The organism is Paenibacillus sp. FW101-FHT12H11 (assembly GCF_058790355.1).
In genome coordinates, this window is sequence record NZ_JBYTCO010000011.1 from 183,026 (window position 1) to 208,280 (window position 25,255).

Consider the following 25,255-nt stretch of genomic DNA (forward strand, 5'->3'; position numbering starts at 1 on the left):
GTTAACATTCTACTAATCTAACTATACCATAGTTACGGAGGTAGAGAGAAAAACAACGCCTATTCCTGTAGTTTTTCTAGTATTTCATCGAGCTCCGGATCTGACTCTGGAAATGCTAGATCCATGCTCTCTAGCGCTTCTACAGCGATTTGCAGCACAGCCCAATCCCGGTACCAGCGATGATTGGCTGGCACAATGTACCAAGGCGCCGTTTCAGAGCTGCAATGCTTAAATACCGCTTCATAGGCTTCCTCATATTCGGCCCATGACTCCCGCTCTACCAAATCATTTTTATCAAATTTCCAATGCTTCGTAGGATCTGTCAGCCGATTCCGCAGTTTCGCAAGTTGGAAATCTTTCGAGATGTGGAGAAAAATCTTCACGATTTTCACGCCACCGCTCTCCAATAATTTCTCAAATCGGTTAATATGCTTGAATCTGCTCTTCACTTCCGCCCCGTTAATCCAATTATGGACTCTCGTAATGAGCACATCTTCGTAATACGAACGAATGAAGGCTCCGATCATCCCTTTGGCCGGTGCAATCTGGTGGGCGCGCCATAAGAAATCATGAGCCGCTTCTTCTTCCGTTGGGGCACGGAAACTGTTTACCCGGAACCCCTGCGGATGCAAGCCGCCAAGGGCATGCTTAACAACGCCGTCTTTCCCGCTGCAATCCATCCCCTGTATGACAAAGAGAACGGATTGCTTCTTCTCGGCGTACAGCTTATTTTGCAGAGCTTCCAGCTGCTCTTTCAAGCGTTCTACCTCAGCTTCTACCTCTTCCCGGTCATGGACGGCCCCGGTATCATTGGGATCGATATTCGCTAAACGAAACTTTTTTCCATATTCCAATTTATGCTTGACTGGCATAGGCCGGCCTCCTCTAAGGATTGGGTGTAAGAACTGCCTTCAATTTAAGTATTGCCCGCTTCTGAATACGGGAAACACTCATCTGGGATATCCCTAGCTGATCCGCAATTTGACGCTGTGAGAGCCCTTCCTGATAAATAAGATGAATGACTTTCCTTTCTTCCTCTTTCAAGCAGGTCATCGCTTCTTCCAAGTCCATACGTCTCTCCAGGGATTGATATTCGTCGGTTGACCCGGCAATCATATCGCCAATCGTCGCACTGTCCCCTTCACTGTTCAGCGGCGTATCCAGCGAAGTGTAATGATAATAGTCTCGGCCTGCCAATATTTCGATGGTCTCTTCCGCGCTTAGCTCCAAATAAGCCGCCATTTCATCGATATTCGGCGAACGTTCGAGCTTGACGGTGAGCTCATCCAGGGCTCTCTGAACGAGGGCTCCCTTCTCCTTAATTCGTCGCGGAACCTGTATGTACCATGACTTGTCACGCAAATAGTTCTTCAAGTGACCGATCAAGCTTTTCATCGCATAGGCTTCAAAAGGAGTATCTAATGTACTATCGTACTGGGTGAACAGCCGCAGCAAAGACATCTGCCCGACCTGATACAGATCTTCATATAGATCAGGACGGCTCCGTGACATCTTGCCGACTGCCATACGAACGATAGGTTCATAGTGCAGCAGCAGTGCCGTAGCCGTCTCTTGGCAAGCCGTCTCTTTATAAATTTTCATTTTCACATACATGTCATAGAGAGGCTTATTGGATGATGCATTCACATTCATACCATTTCCTCTTTTCTATTCATCTGCCCTGTTAGCTGCTTCTTCAAAACAACCTGAGTGCCTTTGCCGCTTTCCGTCAACACCTGCACATCGTCCATTAAAGCCTGCATGAGGAATAATCCTAACCCTCCCACCGCCGCTTCACTAATAGATTTATGATGCAGCGCAACCGTATCGGATTCGGCTTGCACATAATGAAAGCTGTTCCCTTCATCCTTAACGCTAATCTGCAAAAATCCGTCCTGCTGCTCGTACTGAATCTCAATGGTTCCAGGCTGCCCCTGCTCATAAGCATGCAGAATGGCATTATTGCAGGCTTCTGCTACAGCTACCTTCATATCTTCAATATCTTCAAATGAGAAGCCCGCTTTCGAGGCTACACCGTATAAGGTAAGTCGGACAATATCCAGGTATTCCGCCTGTGCCGGGATCGTAAGGCCGATGTATGGGTTCATATGATTTCTTCTTTCCTTTCTGCTCTGCCTTGATTATGAATTTGCAATTCTCCGTCCACCAAGTAGCGAGCAACGCCTGTGATTTCAAATAAACGCTGAATTCTCGCGGGAATATGCTGAATACGGAAGGATGCGCCCATCGCAGCTCTTACTTTGAGCACCGAGACAATTAAACCGATCCCCGTGCTGTCAATATAACGCAGCTCTTTCAAGTCTAAAGTTAATTGCTGATCGCCTTGGGAAACGACAGAATCCAGGACGGCCGCAAGCTCGGAGGCTGCTGACAAATCAAGTTCCCCGCTTAAGTATATAATATTTTCTTCCCCATTCGATTGCTTATAAACCGTAAATTTACGTATGTTCACAAAGATAGCTCCTTCCTATTTCATGCTGCCCATATGAGGCGTCTTTTTGGATTTAAACTTTTTCCACATCTCGACCGAAACCGCCGCTCCCTGCAAAATCGTTTGCCATCTGCGGCTTAATGACGGCGTATCTTTCGGCAATCGCGTTTGTTTCACCGCGTCGATGAAACCTGTGGCTGATTGCTTCATAGAAGATGTAAGTTCGTGGACGACTTGACCAACGTCGTTCACGGAGCTGAACAGATGATTCAACTTTGCCAGCTTCGCACGAACATCTATAGCCATCTCATTGGTATTGAGAATAACGTCCTGTACTTCGGAAGAAATCTGTGTGACTTCGTCCTTCATTTGCCCCATCGTCAGAGTGATCTGATCCAGAGACAGCTTCAGTGATTTCAAGGTTTGAATCAAATAGAAGACAAGGAATACGAAAGCTATGGCAGCAAGGACTGCGCTAAGTTCGACCAACATGTCAATCACCCCTGTTCGCTTGATTAGTTTGCTTGATTACTTATCGTTACCCGCATCGCCGAGAAATGAAACAGCCCTCCATGAATTTCCAGATGTTTCAATGGCATGTTTCAAAAGAGAATCTCCCGGGTAAAGACAAGATAGAAACAAGGAAACAATCCTATTAATTGAATGGAGGAATTTCACATGGTGAAAACCGCATTGAAGGAAAATGCCATTACCGACACGTTGGACAAGCAAGTAGCGAACTTCTCAATTCTATATATGAAACTGCATAACTATCACTGGTATGTAAAAGGAGAAAATTTCTTCACGTTGCATCTGAAATTCGAAGAGTTGTACACGGAGGCCGCGCTGCATCTGGACGTTATCGCCGAGCGAATGCTATCGTTGCGCGCCGTGCCAACGGCTACCCTGCAGGAGCATCTGGAGCTTGCTTCTATTAAAGAAGCTAACAAGGGGGCTTCCGCAGCGGAGATGGTGAAGCAGTTGGCAAGCGACTTCACCCTCATCTGCTCGGAGATGACCGAGGGGATCGCGCTTGCCGAAGAAAGCAAGGATCAGCCGACGGCTGACATGCTGATCGGGATTCGTGCTTCGCTTGAGAAGCACAGCTGGATGCTGGAATCTTTCCTTGGCCGCTAAGCGGCTATGGGCGGAATTAGCCCGGGCTTGGTCGGGGCGGGCTCGGCCGGGGCGGATCGGGCCTTGAGTTGACCGGGCTAGGCTCGGCTGCGGGTCGAGTTGGGCTCGGCCGAGGCGGGCTGTGGGCTGATTCAAGGGGAACCACAGGCCCTTATTCTAGCAAAATCAGCTGCTTTCGGGTCCAGACGGAACTACAGGGCGCTATTTGCTCCAAAAAGCTCACATTTGAGTTTGCAGGGCTAAAATAGAGGACCGTAGTTCCCACTCCCTGATCGAAGCATCGATTTTCGTGAGAATAGAGGATCATAGTTCCCTTAACCAGAAAAAGGGCTATCTCCATAGGTCATACTTGACCTTAGAGATAGCCCTTTTTTATACATATTTAACGAGCGTGACTTCCGTCCCTTGCTCGGTGCTCACCGTCACCTCGTCCATCAGCGCTTGCATGAGATACATGCCAAGGCCTCCAGACTGCAGTTCGCCAAGTGTCCGGCCATCCGGAGGTTCCGACTGCTCTTGCTGACTTTGGTAATCAAAGCCAGGACCGTCATCTTTCACTTTCACAATCAATTTGCCTTCACCAAGCTCAAAGCTGATTTGGATTTGCCCCAGCATGGCCGACGTCTCCCCATGAAGCACTGCATTGTTGCAGGCTTCCGAAACCGCTACTTTCATATCCTCGATATCCTCATAGGAAAACCCCAGCTTAGAGGCAACCCCGTAGAGACTAAGCCTGACGAGGTCCAGGTACTCCGCTGCTGCGGGTATGTGCAGACGAACGACGTTCATGCGGTTCCTTCGATCCCTTCATTAAGAAATCCGGAAATGCCTGTAAGGTCAAACAGCCTTTTAATACCGGATGGAATATGGCGTACGGCAAACGGCGCTTTCAACTCATCGCGTATTTTCAAAGCAGAGACCACAATACCGATCCCCGTGCTATCGATGTATGTTAACTTACTTACGTCTAGAATTAACGCCTTATCGGTTCTATGAACAACCGCTTCGAGCGCATGGCGGAACGTTAAAGCTGCTGCCAAATCGAGTTCACCGCGGATATGAAGCAGTATAGATGTTTCCAATTCTTCTTGATCAACTTGGAACTTTTCTACGGACATGAGCCACACTCCTTCTATGTGATTTGCTCTTTCAAGTGTAACAAGTGCCTAGCCTTTACACAAGGTTTACAGCCAAAAGCCTGATCTGCCCGGACTTTCCGGACATGCAACGAAGCCGGCCAATCCGGCCAGCCTCCGCTTACAACACTCCGCTCTTCTCCGCTACGAATGGATGGGCGTACTCGCCGCAAATGACCGCTCCCTGCTCCACCATGACTTGTTTGTCCAAAATAACCCGGTCCAAATAGGCGCCTGCCTGGATCATGCAATCCTGCATGATCACGCTATTTTTGACGTGCGCTCCCGCATGAACAGCAACCCCGGGGAACAAGATGCTGTTCTCCACATAACCCTCTATTCGGCAGCCGGGCGCAACGAACGCATTGCGGATCAAAGCTTGCTGATGACAGGCGATAGCAGTCTCGTCCTCTTTTCGCGTATACACAGACTCATGATGTTCCATGAACTGCCTCCATCCATGCGGCTGCAGCAGTTGCATACTGTGCGCATAATAACTGTCGATGGAATCCATAATCGCCATATAGCCATGATTGGCATAACCTTGTACATGAAGATGATCCAGTTGCTCCCATACAGCCTGTTTCAGATCCATGGATTTTCCGGGCTTCAAGCTCATCTCAATGAGATCAATCAGCAGCTTGCGCTCCAGAACCATCGTATCCAGATCAATATTTTGCGGAGAGAGGCTTGGCAGCGCATGGTAGGTGGGAGCGGCGCCAACAACCCGGCCTTGATCATTTATATTTAAGCTGTAAGCATGTCCAATATGCGCATGGCGGTCCATCTCCGTCAAATGTTTGAAGAGTACCGTAATGTCCGCTCCACTATTGTGATGGTAATCCATCATCTGATCATAATGGGAATGATAAATAATACGGCTGGGTGCAAGCAAAACATACTTCTCCGCTCTGGATTTCAAGTAATCCAGAGGGTAATCCAACTGAAGCTCATCGTCATGCTGGGCGGATAGGGTGTGCAGCGCCTCTAACCCATAGTGCCGACCGTTTCCGATATGCTGAAGCAGCGACTCCGCCTTCGGAGCAGCTAGCACCACCACCTCTTGAATGCCGGCATTGCTCATATTGGAAAGCGCAAAATCCGCTAACCTGTACCGGCCGGCAAAAGGCACCGCCCCCACGCACCGGTCACGGGTAAGTGTGGATAACTCGCTTTGTTCATTCATGAGATTAATGAAGCCAAGAACATTTTCCATAAGGCATTCCTCCTTTGGGCTTACACGAAATTCAGCCGCGTACCGGTCAATGGAGCAGGTATAGAGGCCGGGTAATGACGTCCAATCACGGATTTCTCGCCGACGACGGTAATGCCCGGATTTCCTGGCTTGCCTACAATAGCGCCGTCTTTGATAATCGACCCTTCCCCGATAATCGCGTTAAGGATAAGAGCATGCTCCCCGATCTGAACGCCGGGCATAATGACGCTGTTCAGCACCCGGCTATGCTTGCCGACTGTCACACCATCGAATAAAACCGAGTGGCTGACATTGCCGTAAACAGAGACGCCATCCCCCATTTCGGCGTTATTAACCCGTGCGTCAAGCGCCACTTGGCTTCTGGAGAAGTTCCGACGGGCTGTCAGTACAGGCCATGCCTCCTGATCCATCTGCAGCCTCGGATCATAACCAAGTAAATCCATGTGGGATTCCCATAGGCTTTCTATCGTGCCGACATCCTTCCAGTATCCTTCAAACGGATAAGCGGATACATGCGCACCCGCAGCCAACAGCCCGGGAATAATGTCATGGCCAAAATCATGGCTCGATGCCGGATGATCCGCATCCTGCTCCAAACAGGACTTCAGGAACTCCCAGTTGAATATGTAAATCCCCATGGAGGCTAAGTTGCTGGCCGGTTTGAACGGCTTTTCCGCAAATGCGGTAATCCGATGCTGCTCATCTGCGCTAACAATCCCGAACCGGCTGGTTTCCTCCCATTTCACCGGCATAACCGAAATCGTGGCATCCGCGCCGGTTGCCTGATGATGTTCCAGCATCGTCCTATAATCCATGTTATAAATATGATCGCCGGAGAGGATCAGCACATAACTCGGGTTATGCTCCTCCAGATAAGCCAGGTTTTGATAGACGGCATCTGCAGTTCCTTTATATGCATTAGGTGCTCCGGCCTGCCGTTCCAGCAGGGAGATGCCGCTACCGCCACTGCCAGCACCTTCCACCTGCCAAACATCCCCGGTTCCAATGTGCGCATGCAAAACGGCCGGTTTATACTGCGTCAGTACGCCAATCGTACCAATTCCTGAATTGCGGCAATTGCTCAAAGCAAAGTCAATCATCCGGTATTTCGCTCCAAAATGAACCGCCGGTTTCGCCATATACCTCGTTAACGGACGAAGCCTGCTCCCTTCTCCGCCAGCCAACAGCATAGCTACACATTCCTGCTTTTTCATCATCAGCTCATCCTTCCGTTTGGTTTTTTTTGAAAATGACAGCCGCCAGTGGCGGTATCGTTACTTGAATGCTATAAGGTTGATTCTGACACGACCACTCTTCCGCAGTCTGTGCAGACTCATTCATCACACCCGATCCACCGAATTCTGGGCGATCACTGTTAAATACTTCTTGATATTGCGCAAGCTCTTTCACTCCAATACGGTAACCTTCGTGTGTTTCGGGCTTGAAATTGCAAACCATGAGGAGATCTTCCTTCTCCTCCCCTTTCCGGCCAAATAACACCAGACCATCCGCCGTATCCTCAAAATCAATCCCTTCAAACCCCTCAGGTGCATAATCCCGCTCCCACAGAGCCTTCTCCGATATATAAAAATGATTCAATGTCTTCACAAAATGTTGGAACTGTTGATGTTCACGATCCTGCAGCACGTCCCACGCGAGTGCCGCTTCCGAGTCCCAATCCTGTTCCTGGCCGAATTCACTGCCCATGAACAGGAGCTTTTTGCCGGGATGCCCGATCAGATAGGCGTACAGTACGCGCAGATTGGCAAATCGCTGCCAATTGTCGTTTCCCGACATTTTACCCAGGAGAGACTTATCCGGATTAGCCATCTCGTCATGCGCATAAGGGAGAATGTAATTCTCATCCCAAGCCTGCTGCAGCGATCTCGTCAACTGCGGCTCCAGCCCGCTGCGCTGCTCCTGATTCTTTTTCATATAGTCGAGTGTGTTCCACGTAAAGCCTAAATGCCATTTATAATTAAAACCCAGTCCTCCCTGTTCAACCGGTTTGGTTACTCCCGGGTATGAACTGGAATCCTCCGCCATCATCAAGGCGTTCGGGTATCTGGCGAAGATGACGGCATTCAGCTTTTGGAGAAAAGCGATGCCTTCCAAATTTTCCTCGCCACCCTCGTTATTCGTGATGCAGTCACCTTCCGACCTGTCGAAATTAAGCGTCAACATGCTGTAAACCGCGTCGACACGCAAGCCGTCAATATGATAAACATCCATCCAGAACAAAGCATTGGAAATTAAAAAGCTATGCACTTCGGGTTTCCCATAATCAAAAATGTAGGTCCCCCATGTCGGATGCTCAGCTTTACGGCTGTCGGCGTATTCGTACAGCGGTTTTCCGTCGAATCGGGCTAATCCGTGACCGTCTTTGCAGAAATGCGCCGGCACCCAATCCATAATGACGCCGATCCCCTTCTGATGGCAGCGATCAACCAGATACATGAACTCCTGCGGCGTTCCGAAGCGGCTCGTCACTGAGTAATACCCCGTTATCTGATAGCCCCAGGATTTATCCAGCGGATGCTCCATAAGCGGCATAAGCTCGATGTGCGTAAAGCCATGGGCTACGACATAATCGACTAACTCGTCGGCTAATTCCCCATAGCTGTAGAAACCGCCATCTTCCTTACGCTTCCAGCTGCCCAGATGCACTTCATAAACCAGAAGCGGCTGCTGTAGAAATTGGTGGGACGTCTTCCCTGCAAGCCAAGCTCCATCCTGCCAATCATAACCTTCCAAGGAAGTAACGATGGAAGCGGTTCCGGGTCTAAGCTCAGAAGAAAACGCATAAGGGTCTGACTTCAAATAACAATCATCCTCTGAAGTAATGATTTCATATTTGTATAAGGTACCTTCCTTCAATTCGGGGATAAAGAGCGTCCACACGCCGTCTGACAACGTCATGCCATGATTCCGGCCATCCCAACCATTGAAGTTGCCCGATACGTTCACTTGCTTGGCATTTGGTGCCCACACGGCAAACTGGACGCCCTTCACAGCATCTTTTTCCTCCAAGTGAGAGCCCAGAAACCGATAACTTTGGTACTGCGTACCCTCATGCAACAAATATAGAGCGTCTGAACCCGGTGACGATGTCATCGTTGTCATCCATTTTCCTCCCCGCCATTGATTAACTTCATACCTTTTATTACCCCCGTTAGCGCCTATTGAAACAAAAAATGCACAAGCCGCCCAATTTTTGGGACAAACTCGTGCATGTATCCATTTGTTAGTAATAAGTACCAATTACGAAACGCTAATCATGACCAGGCACATATCGTCCTGCGGAGCCTCGCTTTTGTCATGCGGATAAATCTGCTCCACCAGCTCCTCTGGATCATGTGTGCTGCCAGAAGACTGCAGGCCTTGCCGTATTTTCGTGATACCGTCCTGTTCCTCATCATCCAGCCATTCCGATAGACCGTCTGTAAATAAGACAATACGCGCCACTTGCTCATAACGAATTACGCCTTTGGTTACTTCAATTTCCTCAAAAAAACCAATGGCGCAGCAGCCTTCCGTCAACAGCTTCACCTCGCCATCCAACTCCGCAATGCCTGCCGGGTGCCCTGCATTCACATACTCAATCGTTTGTTTCTCCGTATCCAGCACCAAGTAGATCGCCGTAAAATAATAATTGATCAAGCTGTCCGATTGATGCAGCTGATTCATCCTGCCATTCAGCTCGCGCATCACACCCTCCGGATCGCAAATATGCGTGATCGTATCCTTCAAAGCCGAGTAAATATACATACACACCAGGGAAGACGAAATACCGTGCCCCATCATATCCAGCAAAATAACGCCATACCGATTCGGTCCGATCGGATACCACGCGTAGAAGTCCCCCGCCAATTCCGACGATGGCTTATAGACGGCAGAGATTCGGATATTTTCCTCCTCTATGGGGTTGCTGAGCACGCTGCGCTGTACCTGTTTCGCCAAATCCAGCTCATATTTAATCCGCTTATCCCGCTCTTTGTGCCAATCCTTCTCATATTTCAAACGGAGCGTCGCACGGATTCGGGCGAGCAGCTCCACCTTATTAATCGGCTTCATCACATAATCAAGCGCCCCTGCATCCAAAGCCTCAGCAAGCTTATTCGAATCCCCCATCGCCGTCACGAAAATAATGGGAATATCCCGCAGCCTCTCATTCGCTTGAATCGTGCGGCAGGCCTCTACGCCATCGATCTCCGGCATCATCATATCCATTAAGATGAGATCTACCGGCACCTCCGCCGGACTGGGGGCATGCATATCTAATAACTGATACAGCTCTTTCGCCGAGGACACCATTTGGAGATCCGTGTATCCCGCTTTAAGCAATATTTTTTCAATAATTAGTAAATTTGTTGCGTTATCGTCCACAATGACAATGCTCATCGCCATAACCCCTTTCGGGTAAAAGTTAACTGGAACCCTCATCTAGTTTACCATAGTTCAAAAACAAAGAGCTTCTCTATGTACTACCCGCCTGCAAAAATTTCAATCATTGTAAACGGACAGCCGAATTTATAAATGACCTCCTCCTGTTTCAAAACAAGAAAATAGGGTTACAACCTAGTATAAGGCATGACCCACTAAACCCCAATTGAAGGAGAGATGACTCATGAGTGAAACTGTCGAAACAAACAGAAGCGGACTATTGTTAGGCCTGGTAATCGGTGGTGCGATAGGCGCTGTAGCCTCATTGTTATTAGCCCCGAAAAAGGGAGCAGAACTGCGAGACAACCTCACAACGACATATCGAAACTTATCCGATAAAACAAACGAATTCGCCGCAGCCCTAGGGCAAAAAGCAAAGGAAATGGCCGCCAAAACCGGTGATAAAACGGAAGAGATGGCTGAAAAACTGAGCGATAAAACGCAGGACTTAGCCGAAATGGCGAGCGATAAGGTGCAAGCGTTTGGTGAAAAAGCTAGTGAGAAGGCGAAAGACATTGGCGAGAAGGCTAGTGCCAAGGTGCAGGAGATTGCCGAGCCTTTGCAGTCGGCTAAACCGGAGTACTCGAGTAATCGGCATTAAAAGAGTACGCCACCATCTTGAAAGGAGTGGTTTGAAATGGATAAAAACATGCTGCATCGACAACTAACCGATTTCGGTTTAGAACGTGTGGAATATAAGGAAAAGGCCGTCTATCAATATAATATCTATAGTGAGGCTACAGCTGCCTCCTATCCGCTTACCTTGACGACGCTCACCTCCGAGCATGGGAATACCACCGTGCACTTCCATGAGGCAGGCTTTCCGGACAATAGATTTGTTCCGCTGGAGGTCCGCCGGATCGCGCTGGACAAACTGATCGAATTAGAACGGCTGTGCAACGGCCCCTCCGGTAAAACCTTGGAGGAAGCCAACAACAGCTCCATGGCGCAAGATTTGGACGAGATCAAGAAACTCGGCAATGAAATGAAGCACATGAAGACCAACAGCGAGCTGATCGAGAAGAATCTGATCCCGGACCCGATTCAATAAAAAAAGGTTGGACAGGAGTAGCTTCCTGTTCAACCTTTTTTTGCGTTCACACATCATTCCGTCAATGGAGTGAGCTTCCCGTGTATGACTAATCTTCCCTCTTTGGAAATCAGCGTGTAGTCGCAAGTTGAAAGCGTAAGAATGGAGTCCCTTGCTGTTAACGCTTCATTAGTCTCATAGATCGAGCGGTTCTGAATCGTATGCAGGAATGATGCATATTCCACGTCATCGGCAAAATCGGTTTGAATATAGTTGAATTCAGTCGTCGTATAGTAAACCGCAAAAATGTCCACCCGATAGGATTGATATAAGCTTTCGTAAAAAAACGTCCGGTGGGATTGAAAAAATGCCGGGTCCAAATATTTTTTCAAATCCCCGAACATGGAACCGTTCTTCATCCGGTGGCCATAAATAATGGTATGGCGTTCGTCCCCGCTCGCATCGTTCCGGAAATCCATAAATATACTTCCGGCTTCCATGGGTTCCCGCTCGTAGTTTCTGCTCAAATAGTAATCGTTATCAGAAGCTTGCACGACAGGATAATCAATTTGGGTATTACTGATTTGCAGCCAACCAATCGTATCCGGATTCTTCTCAAGCAAGCGATCGAATTTGGATGGCTTCGGCTTCGTATCCTGTCCAGACGTCAGCGCAAGCTGAGCCAAAGGCCAGCTTCCAGACTTATACAGTTCACGCGCCTCATTCATCACTTTGCTATTCTCCGAGTTAACTAACCCATAGTTAGCTAGCTTAAAGGCGGAACCAATAAAAACAACTAAACAGAGAAGCGTCACAAGGTTAGACCACAAACCTTTTTTGCTTAACTTCCTAAATCCCGACCGGCACCATGTATAAACCCGTATCTTGATCATGTTTTACGATGACGTCAACTCCATAAACTGATTTGATCATCGACTCCGTCATAATGTCATGCGGAGCGCCTTCCATAAACAATTGCCCGTTCTTCATGACGATGAGCCGGTCGCTATATCGAATGGCCTGATTCATATCGTGCAGGACCATAACAATTGTCAATCCGTGATCGACATTTAACTTCTTGATTAACTCCAAAATTTCGATCTGATAATACATATCCAGGAACGTCGTAGGTTCATCCAGAAATAAAATGGAAGTACGCTGAGCAATCGCCATAGCAATCCAGACACGCTGCCTTTCCCCACCCGACAATTGCTGCAGGGTCTTGCTGCGTTTGTCTTGCAGATTCGTGCAGGTCAGCGCCCACTCAATCGCTTCTTCATCTTCCTTTCTCTCCTGAGCGAATAAGGTTCTATGAGGCAACCGCCCAAAGCTCGTTAACTTTTCAACGGTTAAATCGGAAGGAGCCTCATTGCTCTGGTGGACAACAGCCAGCTTTTTGGCCAAATCCTTTGTTCTATACATGTTTAGCTCTTTGCCATCGAGAACAACCTGACCGATATGAGGGGTATAATTGTTCGACATCACACCAAGAAGCGTTGACTTCCCACAGCCATTGGGGCCAATGATGGTCGTAATTTTACCCATAACGATTTCGCTCGTTACGGATGTCAATTGATCGTTCTTTTTATCATAGGAAAAAGAGATATTGTTAATTTCCACGAATCTGATCACTCTTTCTCAGCATGAAGATTAGAAACGGCCCGCCGATTACAGCCATGATAATCGAGGCGGGAATTTCGGAAGGTGCAAGCACCGTGCGCCCCAGCGTATCGGCAGATAAGATTAACAGCGCTCCGCCCAAAGCCGAGAAAGGAATCAAAATCTTATGATCCGAACCTACCAGCAGACGAGCGATGTGAGGAACCAGCAAGCCGACAAAAGCGATCATTCCGCCAATTGCGGTCGCTACCGCAGCGAGCATTACGGCCACTACAGAGATAAGCAGACGTGCCCGAGTTACTCTTAACCCCAAGTTTTGGGCCGATTTATCCTGAAGCGACAGCATATTGCACCAAGAATATAACAAGAAGGCTACCACTAAACCGATTGTCCCATAGATAAGCATCACTTGGACGTCATTCCATGTTTTCATCGTAAAAATCGAGGTGACTGCCTGATTAATGCTGGTGACCGCGTAGCTTCCTCGATAATTAAACGACTGTCCCAATCCTGTAAAAGTAGCGTTAATGGCGAGACCTACCAAGATAATACGGATCGGACTCAGACCGGAATTCCAGGAAAAGGAATAGACCAGGAAACACGCCAGCGCCCCTCCAAAAAAGGCGAACATCGGCAGCCAGTAAAACAGCTGCGGAAACAGCGTAACGAACAGCAGCGAAACGACGCCCGCTCCCGAGGAAATGCCGATCACCCCGGCGTCAGCCAAAGGGTTTCTCATAACAGCTTGCAGCAGAACACCGGAAACGGCTAGTGTTGCTCCAACGAATAGAGCTACTATAATTCGCGGTAAGCGCAAATCCTTAATAATCTCTACTTTCTTGTTGGTCCCCGTGAAAAGGCCTTGTATAAATTCAAGACTGCCGATCTTAATGCTTCCTGTGGTTATGGACACTAACGTTACGATGACGAGCAGGAGGACAACGACAACCAAGCTCCATCCAATTTTATTCATGTATTCTCTTCCTTTATTCATTCCTATTTGTTGGATATAGCATCTTCACAAGCTCATCAAGGGCTTCTGTAGCGGCAAGATTACCCGTTGTTCCGAACAAATCCTCCTGCAAATCATAAACTCGTTTATGCTGAACCGCCTCGAAATGCTTCCATATATCATTTTTCTGGAATTCCTTATCGAACATTTTGATAACTTCATCCGGCAGGCCATGAGCCGCTCGTAAAATAATGTCCGGATTCGCCTGCTGTAAATATTCGGTGTTCGAAGCCAAATATTCAACTTTCTGCCCTTGCACCACATTGATGCCGCCGGCCAACTTTACTAGATCCCCGATGTAAGAGTTCTCCGTGGCTACCAGATAACTTCCCGGCACGCCAAGCAAAATCAGCACGCTTGGCTGCTTCTTGCCGGCAATTTTCTGATTGATTTCCTTTTGCTTATCTTGATACTTCGCGACGATGGCCTGTGCTTGCTTCTGACGATTGTACTTATCACCAAGTGCGATAATTTCCTTATTCATTTTGTCTAGACTTGTGAGATTAAGAAAAGTCGCTTCGACAGCAGCATTTTTAAATACCGGGGCCAAATCATATTCTAATGTCGTCACCGACAGTACGTCTGTCGGATCCAATGATTTCACGACCTCCATATTGGGACTCATCGGATTCCCGACCTTGGTTGCCCCATCGTAACGCTTGGGAAGTTCCTTCGTGCTAGTAGGGACGCCGACCAAGTCTATCTCCAAAGCATCCATCATTTGCGCAGCCGCAACCGTAGTCGCAATAACCCGCTTCTCGCTCTGCACATCCGCAGCCGGAGCCGCTGTCTGAGAAGCAGCAGCGCTGCTCTCCGAAGGCGTTCCCGACGAGCAGCCTGCTATGACCAACATACCGGCAAGCAGTATGGCTCCTATTCTCTTGTTCATGCCCAGTTCTACATCCTTCCCCTTAAAAATTACAGAGGACACCAGTAAACTGGTATCCCCTTTCTTGCCTCATTCTCTTGATTACTTGGATTCTGCTTGTTTCAGCATCGCTAGAACCAAAGTAACGGCTTCCGCCCGGCTAGCGCTCAAGTTTGGAGCAAACGTATTGTTCTCACGGCCGCTAACCAATCCCACACGGAAGGCTTCCGCTACAGCGGATTGTGCCCACTGCGGGATTTCATCAGCATCCGTAAAGGTTAACGCAGCATTTCCTGCTGTGGATAAACCTAATGCACGAACAATCATAACAACCAATTCAGAACGGTTTATGTTTTGTCCAGCGCGGAACGAACCATCTTCATAGCCATTAATGATCTGCAATCCGGCTATTGCCGATAAGCTCGGCTTCACCCAAGCAGGAATTTGCTCACGGTCACTGAATGCGAGCGAACCTTCCGCTGCTTTCAGCTTCAATGCGTTGCCTAGCATCACAGCAAATTCAGCGCGCGTCACTTGACCGTTAGGACGGAATTGACCATCCTCATAACCGCTGACGATACCTAGATCAATCGCTTTCTCAATAGCGGCTTTAGCCCAATGGCCTTGAATATCCGCCCACTTCTTCACTTCCGGCTGACTGCCATCCGTTTCATCGTCTTTCTTGACGTAAGGTTTGATGTCATCTCCATTAAACAACAACTGCACATCGTAATCCCCTGTATAATGACCGGCCCAGTCCATTTTGATCTGAGCATAAATCTTTGTTTCCGAAGCAAAGTCCTTCACAGCAAATCGGATGACTCTGCTGTTCTCAACTTCACTCGTACTAACAACTTCCGCATCGGCAAGCGTTCCATCTTCTAACTGAATTTTAAAGCCCGGCGCCTCTTTGCTCTTGGTTATGGTGAGATATACGTAGCTTTTGCCATCAACAATCTTCAAAATAGCCGGATGCTTCACAAAGTCATTCGTAATGGATTTTTGATTGCTTCCACGCAGTATAATACTGAAGTCAGCCGTATAGTCGCCAGGCACGTATGCCACACTTAATGGTCTTACAATTTCCGGCTTGATTTCACCAGGAGATTGCACGCTTACAATACTGTTCTTATCAAATGTAAGATCTACATCGTAAGAATGATTGTAGTTGAGTTCAGGCCAATTTACTTTCACCCAACCCATGGTTTTAACCGTCAAATCAACGACAGGGAATTGAATAACACGCGTATTTTTAGCGTGATCTGTGCTTATAACATTGGTATCCCTTAAACTTCCATTATACTGTACTTGGAAATCCGTTGTTTCTTTGCTTTGTTTCAGCGTAAACGACACCAACATCTTGCCGCTGCTCACAGTTAACGTACCAGGCGTTACGACGTAGTCCTGCATAACCGATCTTTCCGTAGTTCCATACTTAAGAATTTTATAGTCGATGCTGTATATGCCGTCTGCAATCCCATGGATATTGGAAGGTACGGATGGCGCAATAGGACCTGTACCTGGACCTGTACCCGGAGGCGTCCCAGGATCCACTGGGTCAACAGGATCTACAGGATCGGTACCTGCAGACGTAGCGTCGCTAAAGCTGATTTGATAACTTGGATTGACGGTCTGACCGTTCGCTGTTGCGGATAAAAACAGGTTGTAGGCCGATGTTAAATTCGGCAATTCGTATTTTACTTCTTGGGAAGCTGACAAAATGGTAACAAGGTCTGAACTTTTCATTGCCACTGCAGGCAAAATGTCCTCTGTAGTCTGGTCAGGACGTACCAATTGCAGTTTCGTAATCGATGTCCCGTTTTTCAGCTTAAAGAACATCACATTTTTGCCGTTCTGTACGGTTAATCTGCTCGTGTTATCAAGGTAGGAACTTACCGGAGCTTGAGCACCGCCGAGCGCGCTACCGTTCAGACTTACATTGTAATTGCCTTCCGGAAGCGGCTGATCGAGAGGCAAGATGGGTGTCAGGCTGCTCGCATCAAAAGCAATTTGCAAAGGTTGATCTTCGTGAACAACGTTTGTCACATCAACCACGACTCTTGCGTTCAGCTTCACTGACAAATCGTTAACTTCGAATTGAACGCTTCTCGTATCTTCGGATGGATTGGAAGTAAGTGTCGTTGTCTCCACCAGAGTCCCGTTTAGTTCCGTTTTGAAAGACGTGATCCAAGAGCTGTTCTTCAGCGTAAGGGAAACCGTCTTTTTCCCATTCTGAACTTTCAAGCGTCCACTCATTAAATCAACGTAATTCTCCATCAATGACGTTTCATTTGTTCCGTCTTTATGCAGATTAAAATTAATTTTGTAGGATCCGTCTTCAGGTTGTCCGGGCTGCCCTGGCTGTGTCGGCTTAGGATTGTTTGTAATCACCGAAGCATCAAAAGCCGTAACTGCCGTTTGCAGTTTAGTTAAAGCGTCATCCACTTGCTTTTGTGTTGCATCGGCATTATCAGCCGTAACCTGTGCAGTCGTAATCGCGGTTTGCAGAGCGCTTATGGCACTAGCCGGGAATTGGCCGTTATAAATTCCTTCCTCCGCTGTGTCATGCTTATCTTTGGCGCCTGCAAGCGCTAAATTCAGCTTTGTTTTATTCGCTGGAACGATGGTAGTGGAATACGAAACATCCGTTACTTTTAGCTTGTTACCCTCACTGTTCACAAGCCCGATATCGGTCAACGCCACCGGCGCATAAGTCGATTGGATAACCGACTTAGCTTTGAATTCAAGCATCAGATATGTATTGTTGGCATCAAAGCTTTTTCCGCTTGCGCCTGTTAAAGTCAGTTTCAGCTGTCCGTCAGCTTGATCGGTATACCCTAAGGAGAAATTATCAATCAGCGACTTGGATTTCGTTTTATCGAGTTCAAGCAGGTTAGAATCGTACGTCAACGTCATCTCTTGACTATATACCTGTTGATAGACGCTTTGGCTCACACCCGTAACTCTGAAATTCAGATCCAACACTTGCTTCGGCTCCACAGTTGGCGCACCGATTAACTCAGCGACCTGTGACTTGGGCACAATGCCATTAGCATCAAATTTAAACAAGAAGTTATTGCCTGCGTATTGTGGCGGCGCTATCGTGTTATGTACGTAAGCAAGGATATTGGTCGAGAGATCCCTCACTTCAAACTCAATGACTCTCGTATTGGCAGCAGTATCCTGGCTTTTAACCACAGCATCAACCATCTGTCCATTCAGTTGTGTCTGAATGACATCTGTATCCGTGCTCTTCACCACCGTCAAAATCACTTTTCTTTTCCCCTGCTGAACAGATAGGGTTGCAGGATTTACAAAATAACTTTTCATGCTGGATTCTTTGCTTGGGTTCGTTGCGTTCAACGCTTGAAAAGGAATGCTGTATACGCCATCTGCGATAAACGGCACGATGCTGCCAGTATCGAATTTAAACTGGAAGTCGTTTGTAGCGTATTGTGGCGGCGCTATCGTGTTATGTACTCTGGCAGCTACATTTTGAGTCAAATCGGCTATCTCAAACTCAACTTCTCGGGTGTTCGCTGCCTTATTCGTGCTGACAACGTTCATTTCCACGTACTGCCCATTCTGATCCTTCGTTTTCAGCGAGTCCGTATCCGTGCTCTTAACCACAGTGAAACGAATCGTCGTTTTCCCATTCTCATCTACCGTCAATCTGGCCGGTTTCACGAAGTAAGCTTCCATCGAAGATGTTTTTGTCGGATCCGTTGCATTTAATGCCGAAAAATAAATGTTATACACGCCAGCACTCACAGCACCTGGCTTTGGATTATTAGTTATTACGGAGGCATCGAAGGCCGTAACGGCTGTTTGCAGCTTGCCCAAAGCATCGTTTACTTGAGCCTGCGTAGCATTCGCATTCTCAGCCACTGCCTTCGCCGCAGTGATCTCAACCAGCAATGCGCTTATCGCATTAGCCGGATATTGACCGTTATAAATGCCTTCTTTCGCTGCATCTTGTTTCGCTTGCGCTGTAACGATTAATTGATTCAGGTTTGTTTTATCAACTGGCGTTTGTTCAGGTGGCGTGATACCTTCTGTATCAAAACCGATTTGCAAAGGCTGGTCTTCGTGGATATTAAACTCGGGTACATCCACTTTGACTCTGGCATCCAGTCGGAGCGACAGATCCGCTACTGCAAATTGAACCGTTCTCGTGTTTTCTTGCTGATTAGACTCGAGTGTAGCAACTTCAACCAGGCTGCCATTCAATGCAGTCATAAACGATGTAATCCATGAGCTGTGATTTAATGTGAAAGAAGCCTTCACTGCGCCGTCTTTCACCGTTAAACGTCCGCTATTGGAGTCGGCATAACTCTGCATCATCGACGGTTCATTCGTACCATCTTTATATAAAGTAAATTTGACAGGGTATTCCCCGTCTGGAAGATTTATATTACTGCTGGCCGCATGAGCTACTTGGCTTAACGGGAACTGAAAGGTGCTTAACAGCACAAAAAACATAAGAAAGATCGTTCCGACTTTCCTTAATCGATTCTTCAAAATGAATACTCTCCTTCGTCCTAAAATCATGATTGATGAGTTAAGGCTTTACGAACTTGCGGATTAAAATAAATGATGAGATCACTAACAGGGCAACCAGCACAGTAACTGGAGTCGTGTCCCCGGTTTGCGGATTCACTACCGCAGGCTTCTTATGCTCTGTATTAACAGCGGGAGCTGCTGAGGGAGCCGGGCTGTCACTTTTCGCTTTCGGCGTTACGTTTGCAGCGGTGTCGGACTTTGTTTCAGCGGTGCTCAGTGCTTTCATGCTCTTCGCGTCAAAAGCAAAGCGAATCGTATAATCATGATCGTAATCGACGGATTTCACCGTCACATGGATTTTGGCCTTGAGCGGACTCGATACATCCTTCACTTTAAACTGAACCATCCGCGTATCATCGGGACTATTGCTTTTTAGCACTTGGGTATCCGCGAAACCTCCGTCATTGTCCACTTTAAAAACCGTAACCCATGAACTGTGATTCAATGTCATTTGCATGGTCATTTCCCCATTTTTCACTTGGAGAATCGCTGGCTTTTCCCAGTAATCGTTAGCCATGGAAGCAGAGTCATTATCTCCTTGAAGCACTGTATATCCAATGGAGTACGTCCCGTCTGCAAGAGCAGCAGCCTTCGATACAGGCACGTTAATGAGCATTACAAAAATTAGCATCATCAAAAGTGAAGCCGAGATGGATAAGCATTTTTTCATGTTCTTTCCCCTCCTTTCATCATCCGCGAAAATTAAGATAATGATAATCATTATCAATAAACAGCAAAAAAAAAGAATAGGCTTTCTATTCTATTACTTCGCACACACCCCCTCTGCAAGCCGAATGCTAAAGATAGCAGAAGTCGCTCGTTTATAGAGAATGATAATCATTATTAATTGGTCTGTGGTTTAATCTTAGCCTAGCCTACTGAAAATTGTCAATACATTCTAACCCCCTAGATTTATTATAAAAATTACGATTGACATTTGATAATGATTTTCATTATCATTTTAATGGTGTTGTCATATGGATCGGTCACATCATTTTCTTAAGATATCTGGAGGTCATCTTTTATGAAAAAAATTCATTTTCTCTTAGTAAGCACACTGTTGGTTGGCATGTTAGCGGGTTGTTCCGCTCCTCCCCCACAGACTTCGGATACCATCCAGCAAACGAGCAACGGCTCACTTTCCGTTACAGATTTTTCCGGACGCAAAGTGACCTTCTCCAAGGTTCCAACGAAAATTGCCGCTCTTAGCAACGGTGAAATGGATATCGTATACGCGCTAGGCGGCGAATTGGTTGGCAGGCCTACGTCCGCTGCTCCTCTTGCCAACAAAGAAGCATCTAGCGTTGAACAGATCGGGACGCCTCACGGCATGGACATGGAGAAAGTGGCGCTCGTCCAGCCGGATGTCGTTCTCGGCAATAACCCTTTGAACCTGAAGGACGTGCCTGCTGTCGAAGCACTCGGCTCCAAGATGATCTTGACAGATGCCAACAGTGTCGCGGAAATCAAAAAACAAATCGGGCTTTTTGGCGAAGTGCTGGCCAAGAAAACACGTGCCGACGAGCAAGTCCAAGCCATTGATAAGAAAATTAGTGAGTTGCAAAAAAATCAGCCATCAGCAAAGATACGTGCCCTACTTGTTTACGGTGCTCCAGGCACCTATATGGCTGCTCTTAACAATTCCCTGAGCGGTGATATTCTCTCCATCGCAGGAGGGGAGAACATTGCGTCAGACTATCCAAGCCTGGATAAATATCCGCAATATGCGCAGCTAAACACCGAAAAAATTATGAAATCGAACCCGCAGGTCATTTTCTTTATGGCGCATGGAGATACAGACAAAGTGAAGGAGGGTTTTCTGAAGGAGATGCAGATGAATGCGGCTTGGAACAGTTTGGACGCCGTAAAAAATAATCGCATTGAAGTGCTGCCATCGGATCTGTTCGGCTCCAATCCGGGAACACGCATCATGGAATCCCTTGCATTAATGCAGAAGCTTCTCCTCTCTGTTAAATAACTATGAACATACAACAGCGTAATACTAGAAGAAAACTAAGTTTTGCTGTCGCTCCCATCCTCGTTGCACTCGTGTCCATCTATGGGCTTACTTACGGTTCCGTCCATATCTCGCTTAGAGAAATCTGGTCCGTTTTCATGGCGGAGGGATCGCCTTTGCACGAGAAAATCGTTATGAATCTCCGACTTCCAAGGGTGCTCATTGGATTGCTCGTCGGTGCATGCTTGGCTGCGTCCGGTGCCTTGCTCCAAGGCGCAATGAAAAATCCGTTATCCGACCCAGGGGTCATTGGCGTCTCGGCCGGCGGAGGTCTTGCCGCCGTTGTGATGATGATTATTTTTCCGCAATACAGCTATTTGCTGCCAATTGCCGCTTTTCTCGGAGCCTTCGTCACTTCCATTTTCATTTATTTACTGGCATGGGATAAAGGTTCCTCGCCACTCAAAATTATTTTGGCCGGAGTCGCCATCAATGCTCTGCTAGGGGCCACTACAAGCGGAGTTATGGTCGTATTCAGCGACCGTGTCCAGGCTATTTTGCCTTGGTTGGCGGGCGGACTGAACGGGAGAAGCTGGCATCACTTGGCATTTATGGCTCCCTACGCGCTCATTGGTCTCGGTTTGTCCGCCTTGATGATCAAACCCTCCAATCTGCTGCAGTTGGGTGATCATACTGCGCAGTTATTAGGCCAGAAAGTCGAACTTCAGCGGCTCCTTATCATCTTGTTGTCTTCCTTATTGGCGGGGGCTGCTGTCAGCGTAGCAGGCTTAGTTGGCTTCGTCGGCTTGATTGTCCCTCATGCCATTCGCCTGCTGATTGGGGATGATTATCGGTTTTTGCTTCCGTTATCCATTCTGGGCGGAGCGGCCCTCGTCGTTCTTGCCGATACGGTGGCGCGATCGTGGTTTGATCCGATTGAACTCCCTGTCGGCATTTTGCTTGCAGGGCTGGGTGCGCCATTCTTTTTATACTTGTTGAAGAAGCGGAGGATTATGTAATGTCTGCTATTGAAACGAGACAGATACACCTCCATGTTGGCGGTTTTCAACTTCAGCATGTAACGCTTTCCATTCCATCTGAAAAAATCACAGCCATCGTAGGGCCCAACGGCTCCGGCAAATCGACTCTACTCCAAACCCTGACTCGTCTATTGACGCCTGATCAGGGAGAAGTTTTTGTACAGGATAAGCCCCTGCAGCGTTATAAAACGATTGAACTAGCGCGGACAATCGCGCTTATGACGCAATCCAAACATACGATACCGAATCTAACCGTAGGTGAACTCGTCGCATATGGCCGCTCGCCATACAAACGATTATTTGACCATATGAATCCGGAAGATCGAGATATTGTTCAATGGGCCATGAAGGTCACGCACACGCTGAGGCATGAAAACCGCATGTTTCACACCCTGTCGGGGGGCGAACAGCAAAAGGCGCGGATTGCGATGGCACTCGCTCAAAAAACGACGATTATTTTACTCGATGAACCGACTACTTTCCTTGATATCGCCCATCAGCTGGATGTTATGGAAATGCTAGTGAAGATCAACGAAGCTTATCGTATAACAATTGTTATGGTTCTTCATGATCTTCAGCAAGCTGCGAATTACTGCCATTACCTCGTCGCTATGAAAAGGGGGGAAATCCAGCAAACAGGCAATCCCAAGGAAGTCATAACGGCTGAATTTCTTAAAGATATTTACCAGATCGAAGCCAAGGTAAGATTTGAAGATAACTACGTCAACATTATGCCTATTCGTAAATTGTAAAAAAAAGGTTGAGCAGCACAGGAAGCGCTGCTCAACCTTTTTTTATTTCGGCTGCACCATATCTTCCGGCCGCACATAAGTATCAAACTGCTCCGCCGTCAAGTAGCCGCTGCGCACAGCTGACTCTTTCAACGTCAGCCCTTCCTTGTGGGCTTGCTTCGCAATGCTGGCCGCTTTCTCATACCCGATATACGGATTGAGCGCCGTAACCAGCATGAGCGATTGTTCAAGATTGCGCTGAATCACCTCGCGATTCGGCTCCATCCCCGCGAGGCAGTTATCGTTGAACGAGCGCATGCTATCGGCCAGCAGCCGGACGGACTGCAGGAAGTTGTGAATGATGACGGGCTTGAATACGTTCAGCTCGAAGTTGCCCTGGCTGGCGGCGAAGCCGATGGCCGCATCGTTGCCCATGACCTGGCACACGACCATCGTCATCGCTTCGCTCTGGGTCGGGTTCACCTTGCCCGGCATAATCGAAGAGCCGGGCTCGTTCTCCGGGATCGTGATTTCGCCGATCCCGCAGCGGGGACCGCTCGATAGCCACCGCACGTCGTTGGCTATCTTCATCAAGTTCGCCGCGAGCGCCTTCAGCGCGCCGTGAGCGTACACGATCTGATCATGGCTGGTCAGCGCATGAAACTTGTTCGCCGCCGAGACGAAGCTCGTGCCCGTCTCGCTGGAGAGCTGCTCGGCCACGCGCGCGCCGAATTCCGGATGCGCGTTCAGCCCGGTGCCCACCGCGGTGCCGCCGATGGCCAGCTCGCGCATCGTATCCACGCTGCTGCGCACCATGCGCGAGCTCTGCTCCAGCATCGCCCACCAGCCGCTGATCTCCTGCCCCAGCGTCAGCGGGGTGGCGTCCTGCAGGTGCGTGCGGCCGATTTTGACGATGGAGGCGTAGGCTTCCATCTTGCTGTGCAGCGTTGCCTGCAATAGCTCTAGCGCAGGCAGCAGCTCTTGCTCCACCGCGAGTACGCCGGCCACGTGCATCGCGGTAGGGAACGTATCGTTCGAGCTCTGCGAACGATTCACGTCGTCATTGGGATGGATGCGCGCTCCATCCCCGAGCAATTCGGTGCCGCGATGCGCAATCACCTCGTTGACGTTCATGTTCGACTGCGTCCCGCTGCCGGTCTGCCAGACAACGAGCGGGAACTCGCCGCTCCAGCGGCCCTGCACGATTTCGTCCGCCGCCTGCGCGATAGCGTCCGCTTTGCCGGGCGTTAACCCGCCAAGCTCACGGTTAACAATAGCAGCCGCTTTTTTCAATAAGGCAAAAGCAGCGATTAACCGCTCCGGCATCCGTTCAGTTCCAATCTTGAAATTCTCGAAGCTGCGCTGCGTCTGAGCGCCCCACAACTTATCCACAGGTACTCTGATTTCCCCCATCGTATCTCGTTCAATCCGGAATTGCTGCTCCAAACCAATCATCCTCCTATGTAGGCGCTGACCGCCGATACCTTCTGTTAACCAGCCAATGGCTAGCCTCAAACACATGAAGCATAGTTTGCCCAAATGATGGAACGCTATGAGCCATAAACTGGTTTTCTCCCTTGCAAACAAGCTATAATCAAGGATAACTAACAAACCATGTGCGCTGCACAGGGGTAAACAAAGGAGCTCTCACGCATGGAATCCAGACTTGCTATCATCGTCCGCTCGACGGAAATCGATGTGAACGGCCACGTCAACAACGCCAAATATTTGGAGTATCTGGAGTGGGGCCGTGAGGAATGGTACGAGCTTTCCCAACTGTCCTACGAAACCTTCGGCTCGATGGGCATTCAAACCGTAACGGTGAACATCAACATTAATTACAAAAAAGAATGCAAGCAAGGTGAACATCTCACCATTACCTGCCGCCCGGATAAAATGGGACGCTCCAGCTACGTGCTGAAGCAAGAAATTTATAATGAGCGCGGAGAACTATGCGCAGATGCTCTGGTAACCAGCGTCACGATGGACAGCACGACACGCAAAAGCGTGGAAGCGCCCGAAGCGCTGCGGAAACATTTTAGCTAAAAAA

Annotated in this window: 25 protein-coding genes; 7 read left to right on the forward strand and 18 right to left on the reverse strand. The window is 48.3% G+C overall.

Translation table 11 applies throughout. The features are described from left to right. Positions 1-59: 59 nt before the first annotated feature. From AC3WTJ_RS30800 to AC3WTJ_RS30820, 5 genes are read right to left on the reverse strand one after another with little or no spacing between them, the layout of a single operon-like run. Complete coding sequence (locus tag AC3WTJ_RS30800; RefSeq protein WP_492524942.1) at positions 60-872, reverse strand: PPK2 family polyphosphate kinase; 813 nt, start codon at positions 870-872, stop codon at positions 60-62. A gap of 13 nt (positions 873-885) precedes the next feature. Beyond that, entirely contained in the window at positions 886-1,653 is a 768-nt protein-coding gene (locus tag AC3WTJ_RS30805; RefSeq protein ID WP_157323541.1) for a sigma-70 family RNA polymerase sigma factor, read from the reverse strand. After that, positions 1,650-2,108 (reverse strand): anti-sigma B factor RsbW, encoded by a 459-nt coding sequence (gene rsbW, locus AC3WTJ_RS30810; RefSeq protein ID WP_407870306.1) that lies wholly within the window; start codon positions 2,106-2,108, stop codon positions 1,650-1,652. Before rsbW (AC3WTJ_RS30810) ends, AC3WTJ_RS30805 begins: the two co-directional genes overlap by 4 nt. Beyond that, a complete protein-coding gene (locus tag AC3WTJ_RS30815) occupies positions 2,105-2,473 on the reverse strand; it encodes an STAS domain-containing protein (RefSeq protein WP_492524943.1) in 369 nt (122 codons plus the stop codon). Before AC3WTJ_RS30815 ends, rsbW (AC3WTJ_RS30810) begins: the two co-directional genes overlap by 4 nt. A gap of 15 nt (positions 2,474-2,488) precedes the next feature. Then, positions 2,489-2,944, reverse strand: coding sequence for a DUF948 domain-containing protein (locus AC3WTJ_RS30820; protein ID WP_326062288.1), 456 nt, complete (start codon positions 2,942-2,944; stop codon positions 2,489-2,491). Positions 2,945-3,130: 186 nt separating this feature from the next. Here AC3WTJ_RS30820 and AC3WTJ_RS30825 point away from each other — a divergent pair, with 186 nt between their 5' ends. Beyond that, positions 3,131-3,589: a Dps family protein gene (locus AC3WTJ_RS30825; RefSeq protein WP_492524944.1), complete on the forward strand. Its 459-nt coding sequence runs from the start codon at positions 3,131-3,133 to the stop codon at positions 3,587-3,589. A gap of 372 nt (positions 3,590-3,961) precedes the next feature. On the opposite strand, the gene rsbW (AC3WTJ_RS30830) is transcribed toward AC3WTJ_RS30825, so the two are convergent. The 6 genes from rsbW (AC3WTJ_RS30830) to AC3WTJ_RS30855 form a co-directional block, all read right to left on the reverse strand. Continuing rightward, complete coding sequence (rsbW, locus tag AC3WTJ_RS30830; RefSeq protein WP_492524945.1) at positions 3,962-4,378, reverse strand: anti-sigma B factor RsbW; 417 nt, start codon at positions 4,376-4,378, stop codon at positions 3,962-3,964. Next, positions 4,375-4,707, reverse strand: coding sequence for an STAS domain-containing protein (locus AC3WTJ_RS30835; RefSeq protein ID WP_326062291.1), 333 nt, complete (start codon positions 4,705-4,707; stop codon positions 4,375-4,377). The genes rsbW (AC3WTJ_RS30830) and AC3WTJ_RS30835 overlap by 4 nt, the downstream gene beginning before the upstream one ends. A 139-nt stretch (positions 4,708-4,846) precedes the next feature. Next, positions 4,847-5,941 (reverse strand): glucose-1-phosphate adenylyltransferase subunit GlgD, encoded by a 1,095-nt coding sequence (glgD, locus tag AC3WTJ_RS30840; RefSeq protein WP_492524946.1) that lies wholly within the window; start codon positions 5,939-5,941, stop codon positions 4,847-4,849. A 20-nt stretch (positions 5,942-5,961) separates the two neighbouring features. Then, positions 5,962-7,158, reverse strand: a complete 1,197-nt coding sequence (locus AC3WTJ_RS30845) for a glucose-1-phosphate adenylyltransferase (protein WP_492524947.1) — start codon at positions 7,156-7,158, stop codon at positions 5,962-5,964. 4 nt (positions 7,159-7,162) lie between these two features. After that, on the reverse strand, positions 7,163-9,064 hold the full coding sequence (gene glgB, locus AC3WTJ_RS30850; RefSeq protein WP_492524948.1) for a 1,4-alpha-glucan branching protein GlgB: 1,902 nt from the start codon (positions 9,062-9,064) through the stop codon (positions 7,163-7,165). Between the two features lie 138 nt (positions 9,065-9,202). Next, entirely contained in the window at positions 9,203-10,342 is a 1,140-nt protein-coding gene (locus AC3WTJ_RS30855; protein WP_492524949.1) for a PP2C family protein-serine/threonine phosphatase, read from the reverse strand. Between the two features lie 226 nt (positions 10,343-10,568). Here AC3WTJ_RS30855 and AC3WTJ_RS30860 point away from each other — a divergent pair, with 226 nt between their 5' ends. After that, positions 10,569-10,985, forward strand: a complete 417-nt coding sequence (locus AC3WTJ_RS30860) for a YtxH domain-containing protein (protein WP_492524950.1) — start codon at positions 10,569-10,571, stop codon at positions 10,983-10,985. Positions 10,986-11,021: 36 nt separating this feature from the next. After that, positions 11,022-11,435, forward strand: a complete 414-nt coding sequence (locus AC3WTJ_RS30865; protein ID WP_492524951.1) for a hypothetical protein — start codon at positions 11,022-11,024, stop codon at positions 11,433-11,435. Between the two features lie 53 nt (positions 11,436-11,488). Here the strand turns inward: AC3WTJ_RS30865 and srtB are convergent, their stop codons facing one another. From srtB to isdC, 6 genes are all read right to left on the reverse strand, one after another. Next, the gene (gene srtB / locus AC3WTJ_RS30870) at positions 11,489-12,229 is read right to left on the reverse strand and encodes a class B sortase (protein ID WP_492524952.1); all 741 of its coding nucleotides are present in this window, start codon (positions 12,227-12,229) and stop codon (positions 11,489-11,491) included. Between the two features lie 34 nt (positions 12,230-12,263). Continuing rightward, positions 12,264-13,034 carry an ABC transporter ATP-binding protein gene (locus AC3WTJ_RS30875; RefSeq protein ID WP_492524953.1) on the reverse strand — a complete coding sequence of 257 codons (771 nt, stop codon included), beginning with the start codon at positions 13,032-13,034 and terminating at the stop codon, positions 12,264-12,266. Further along, positions 13,024-14,007, reverse strand: coding sequence for a FecCD family ABC transporter permease (locus AC3WTJ_RS30880; protein ID WP_492524954.1), 984 nt, complete (start codon positions 14,005-14,007; stop codon positions 13,024-13,026). The genes AC3WTJ_RS30875 and AC3WTJ_RS30880 overlap by 11 nt, the downstream gene beginning before the upstream one ends. 13 nt (positions 14,008-14,020) lie before the next feature. Further along, positions 14,021-14,935: a heme ABC transporter substrate-binding protein IsdE gene (isdE, locus tag AC3WTJ_RS30885; protein WP_492524955.1), complete on the reverse strand. Its 915-nt coding sequence runs from the start codon at positions 14,933-14,935 to the stop codon at positions 14,021-14,023. An 81-nt stretch (positions 14,936-15,016) separates the two neighbouring features. Then, a complete protein-coding gene (locus AC3WTJ_RS30890; RefSeq protein ID WP_492524956.1) occupies positions 15,017-19,435 on the reverse strand; it encodes an NEAT domain-containing protein in 4,419 nt (1,472 codons plus the stop codon). A 40-nt stretch (positions 19,436-19,475) separates the two neighbouring features. Continuing rightward, the gene (gene isdC, locus AC3WTJ_RS30895) at positions 19,476-20,147 is read right to left on the reverse strand and encodes a heme uptake protein IsdC (RefSeq protein ID WP_492524957.1); all 672 of its coding nucleotides are present in this window, start codon (positions 20,145-20,147) and stop codon (positions 19,476-19,478) included. A 354-nt stretch (positions 20,148-20,501) separates the two neighbouring features. On the opposite strand from isdC, the gene AC3WTJ_RS30900 reads away from it, so the two are divergent. The 3 genes from AC3WTJ_RS30900 to AC3WTJ_RS30910 are packed head-to-tail and all read left to right on the forward strand — an operon-like array spanning position 20,502 to position 23,226. Then, complete coding sequence (locus tag AC3WTJ_RS30900; RefSeq protein WP_492524958.1) at positions 20,502-21,455, forward strand: ABC transporter substrate-binding protein; 954 nt, start codon at positions 20,502-20,504, stop codon at positions 21,453-21,455. Between the two features lie 2 nt (positions 21,456-21,457). Further along, the gene (locus AC3WTJ_RS30905; RefSeq protein WP_492524959.1) at positions 21,458-22,453 is read left to right on the forward strand and encodes a FecCD family ABC transporter permease; all 996 of its coding nucleotides are present in this window, start codon (positions 21,458-21,460) and stop codon (positions 22,451-22,453) included. Further along, the gene (locus AC3WTJ_RS30910; RefSeq protein WP_492524960.1) at positions 22,453-23,226 is read left to right on the forward strand and encodes an ABC transporter ATP-binding protein; all 774 of its coding nucleotides are present in this window, start codon (positions 22,453-22,455) and stop codon (positions 23,224-23,226) included. The genes AC3WTJ_RS30905 and AC3WTJ_RS30910 overlap by 1 nt, the downstream gene beginning before the upstream one ends. Positions 23,227-23,268: 42 nt before the next feature. On the opposite strand, the gene fumC is transcribed toward AC3WTJ_RS30910, so the two are convergent. After that, entirely contained in the window at positions 23,269-24,651 is a 1,383-nt protein-coding gene (fumC, locus tag AC3WTJ_RS30915; protein WP_492524961.1) for a class II fumarate hydratase, read from the reverse strand. 207 nt (positions 24,652-24,858) lie between these two features. Between fumC and AC3WTJ_RS30920 the strand changes: the two genes are divergently transcribed. After that, a complete protein-coding gene (locus AC3WTJ_RS30920; RefSeq protein ID WP_127458178.1) occupies positions 24,859-25,251 on the forward strand; it encodes an acyl-CoA thioesterase in 393 nt (130 codons plus the stop codon). The last annotated feature ends 4 nt before the right edge of the window (positions 25,252-25,255 follow it).

Bases quoted from the DNA above. Each gene is read 5' to 3' on its own strand.
- AC3WTJ_RS30800 (WP_492524942.1), bottom strand. From the start codon at position 872: ATGCCAGTCAAGCATAAATTGGAATATGGAAAAAAGTTTCGTTTAGCG.
- AC3WTJ_RS30805 (WP_157323541.1), bottom strand. From the start codon at position 1,653: ATGAATGTGAATGCATCATCCAATAAGCCTCTCTATGACATGTATGTG.
- rsbW (WP_407870306.1), bottom strand. From the start codon at position 2,108: ATGAACCCATACATCGGCCTTACGATCCCGGCACAGGCGGAATACCTG.
- AC3WTJ_RS30820 (WP_326062288.1), bottom strand. From the start codon at position 2,944: ATGTTGGTCGAACTTAGCGCAGTCCTTGCTGCCATAGCTTTCGTATTC.
- AC3WTJ_RS30825 (WP_492524944.1), top strand. From the start codon at position 3,131: ATGGTGAAAACCGCATTGAAGGAAAATGCCATTACCGACACGTTGGAC.
- rsbW (WP_492524945.1), bottom strand. From the start codon at position 4,378: ATGAACGTCGTTCGTCTGCACATACCCGCAGCAGCGGAGTACCTGGAC.
- AC3WTJ_RS30835 (WP_326062291.1), bottom strand. From the start codon at position 4,707: ATGTCCGTAGAAAAGTTCCAAGTTGATCAAGAAGAATTGGAAACATCT.
- glgD (WP_492524946.1), bottom strand. From the start codon at position 5,941: ATGGAAAATGTTCTTGGCTTCATTAATCTCATGAATGAACAAAGCGAG.
- AC3WTJ_RS30845 (WP_492524947.1), bottom strand. From the start codon at position 7,158: ATGATGAAAAAGCAGGAATGTGTAGCTATGCTGTTGGCTGGCGGAGAA.
- glgB (WP_492524948.1), bottom strand. From the start codon at position 9,064: ATGACAACGATGACATCGTCACCGGGTTCAGACGCTCTATATTTGTTG.
- AC3WTJ_RS30855 (WP_492524949.1), bottom strand. From the start codon at position 10,342: ATGAGCATTGTCATTGTGGACGATAACGCAACAAATTTACTAATTATT.
- AC3WTJ_RS30860 (WP_492524950.1), top strand. From the start codon at position 10,569: ATGAGTGAAACTGTCGAAACAAACAGAAGCGGACTATTGTTAGGCCTG.
- AC3WTJ_RS30865 (WP_492524951.1), top strand. From the start codon at position 11,022: ATGGATAAAAACATGCTGCATCGACAACTAACCGATTTCGGTTTAGAA.
- AC3WTJ_RS30880 (WP_492524954.1), bottom strand. From the start codon at position 14,007: ATGAATAAAATTGGATGGAGCTTGGTTGTCGTTGTCCTCCTGCTCGTC.
- isdE (WP_492524955.1), bottom strand. From the start codon at position 14,935: ATGAACAAGAGAATAGGAGCCATACTGCTTGCCGGTATGTTGGTCATA.
- isdC (WP_492524957.1), bottom strand. From the start codon at position 20,147: ATGAAAAAATGCTTATCCATCTCGGCTTCACTTTTGATGATGCTAATT.
- AC3WTJ_RS30900 (WP_492524958.1), top strand. From the start codon at position 20,502: ATGAAAAAAATTCATTTTCTCTTAGTAAGCACACTGTTGGTTGGCATG.
- AC3WTJ_RS30905 (WP_492524959.1), top strand. From the start codon at position 21,458: ATGAACATACAACAGCGTAATACTAGAAGAAAACTAAGTTTTGCTGTC.
- AC3WTJ_RS30910 (WP_492524960.1), top strand. From the start codon at position 22,453: ATGTCTGCTATTGAAACGAGACAGATACACCTCCATGTTGGCGGTTTT.
- AC3WTJ_RS30920 (WP_127458178.1), top strand. From the start codon at position 24,859: ATGGAATCCAGACTTGCTATCATCGTCCGCTCGACGGAAATCGATGTG.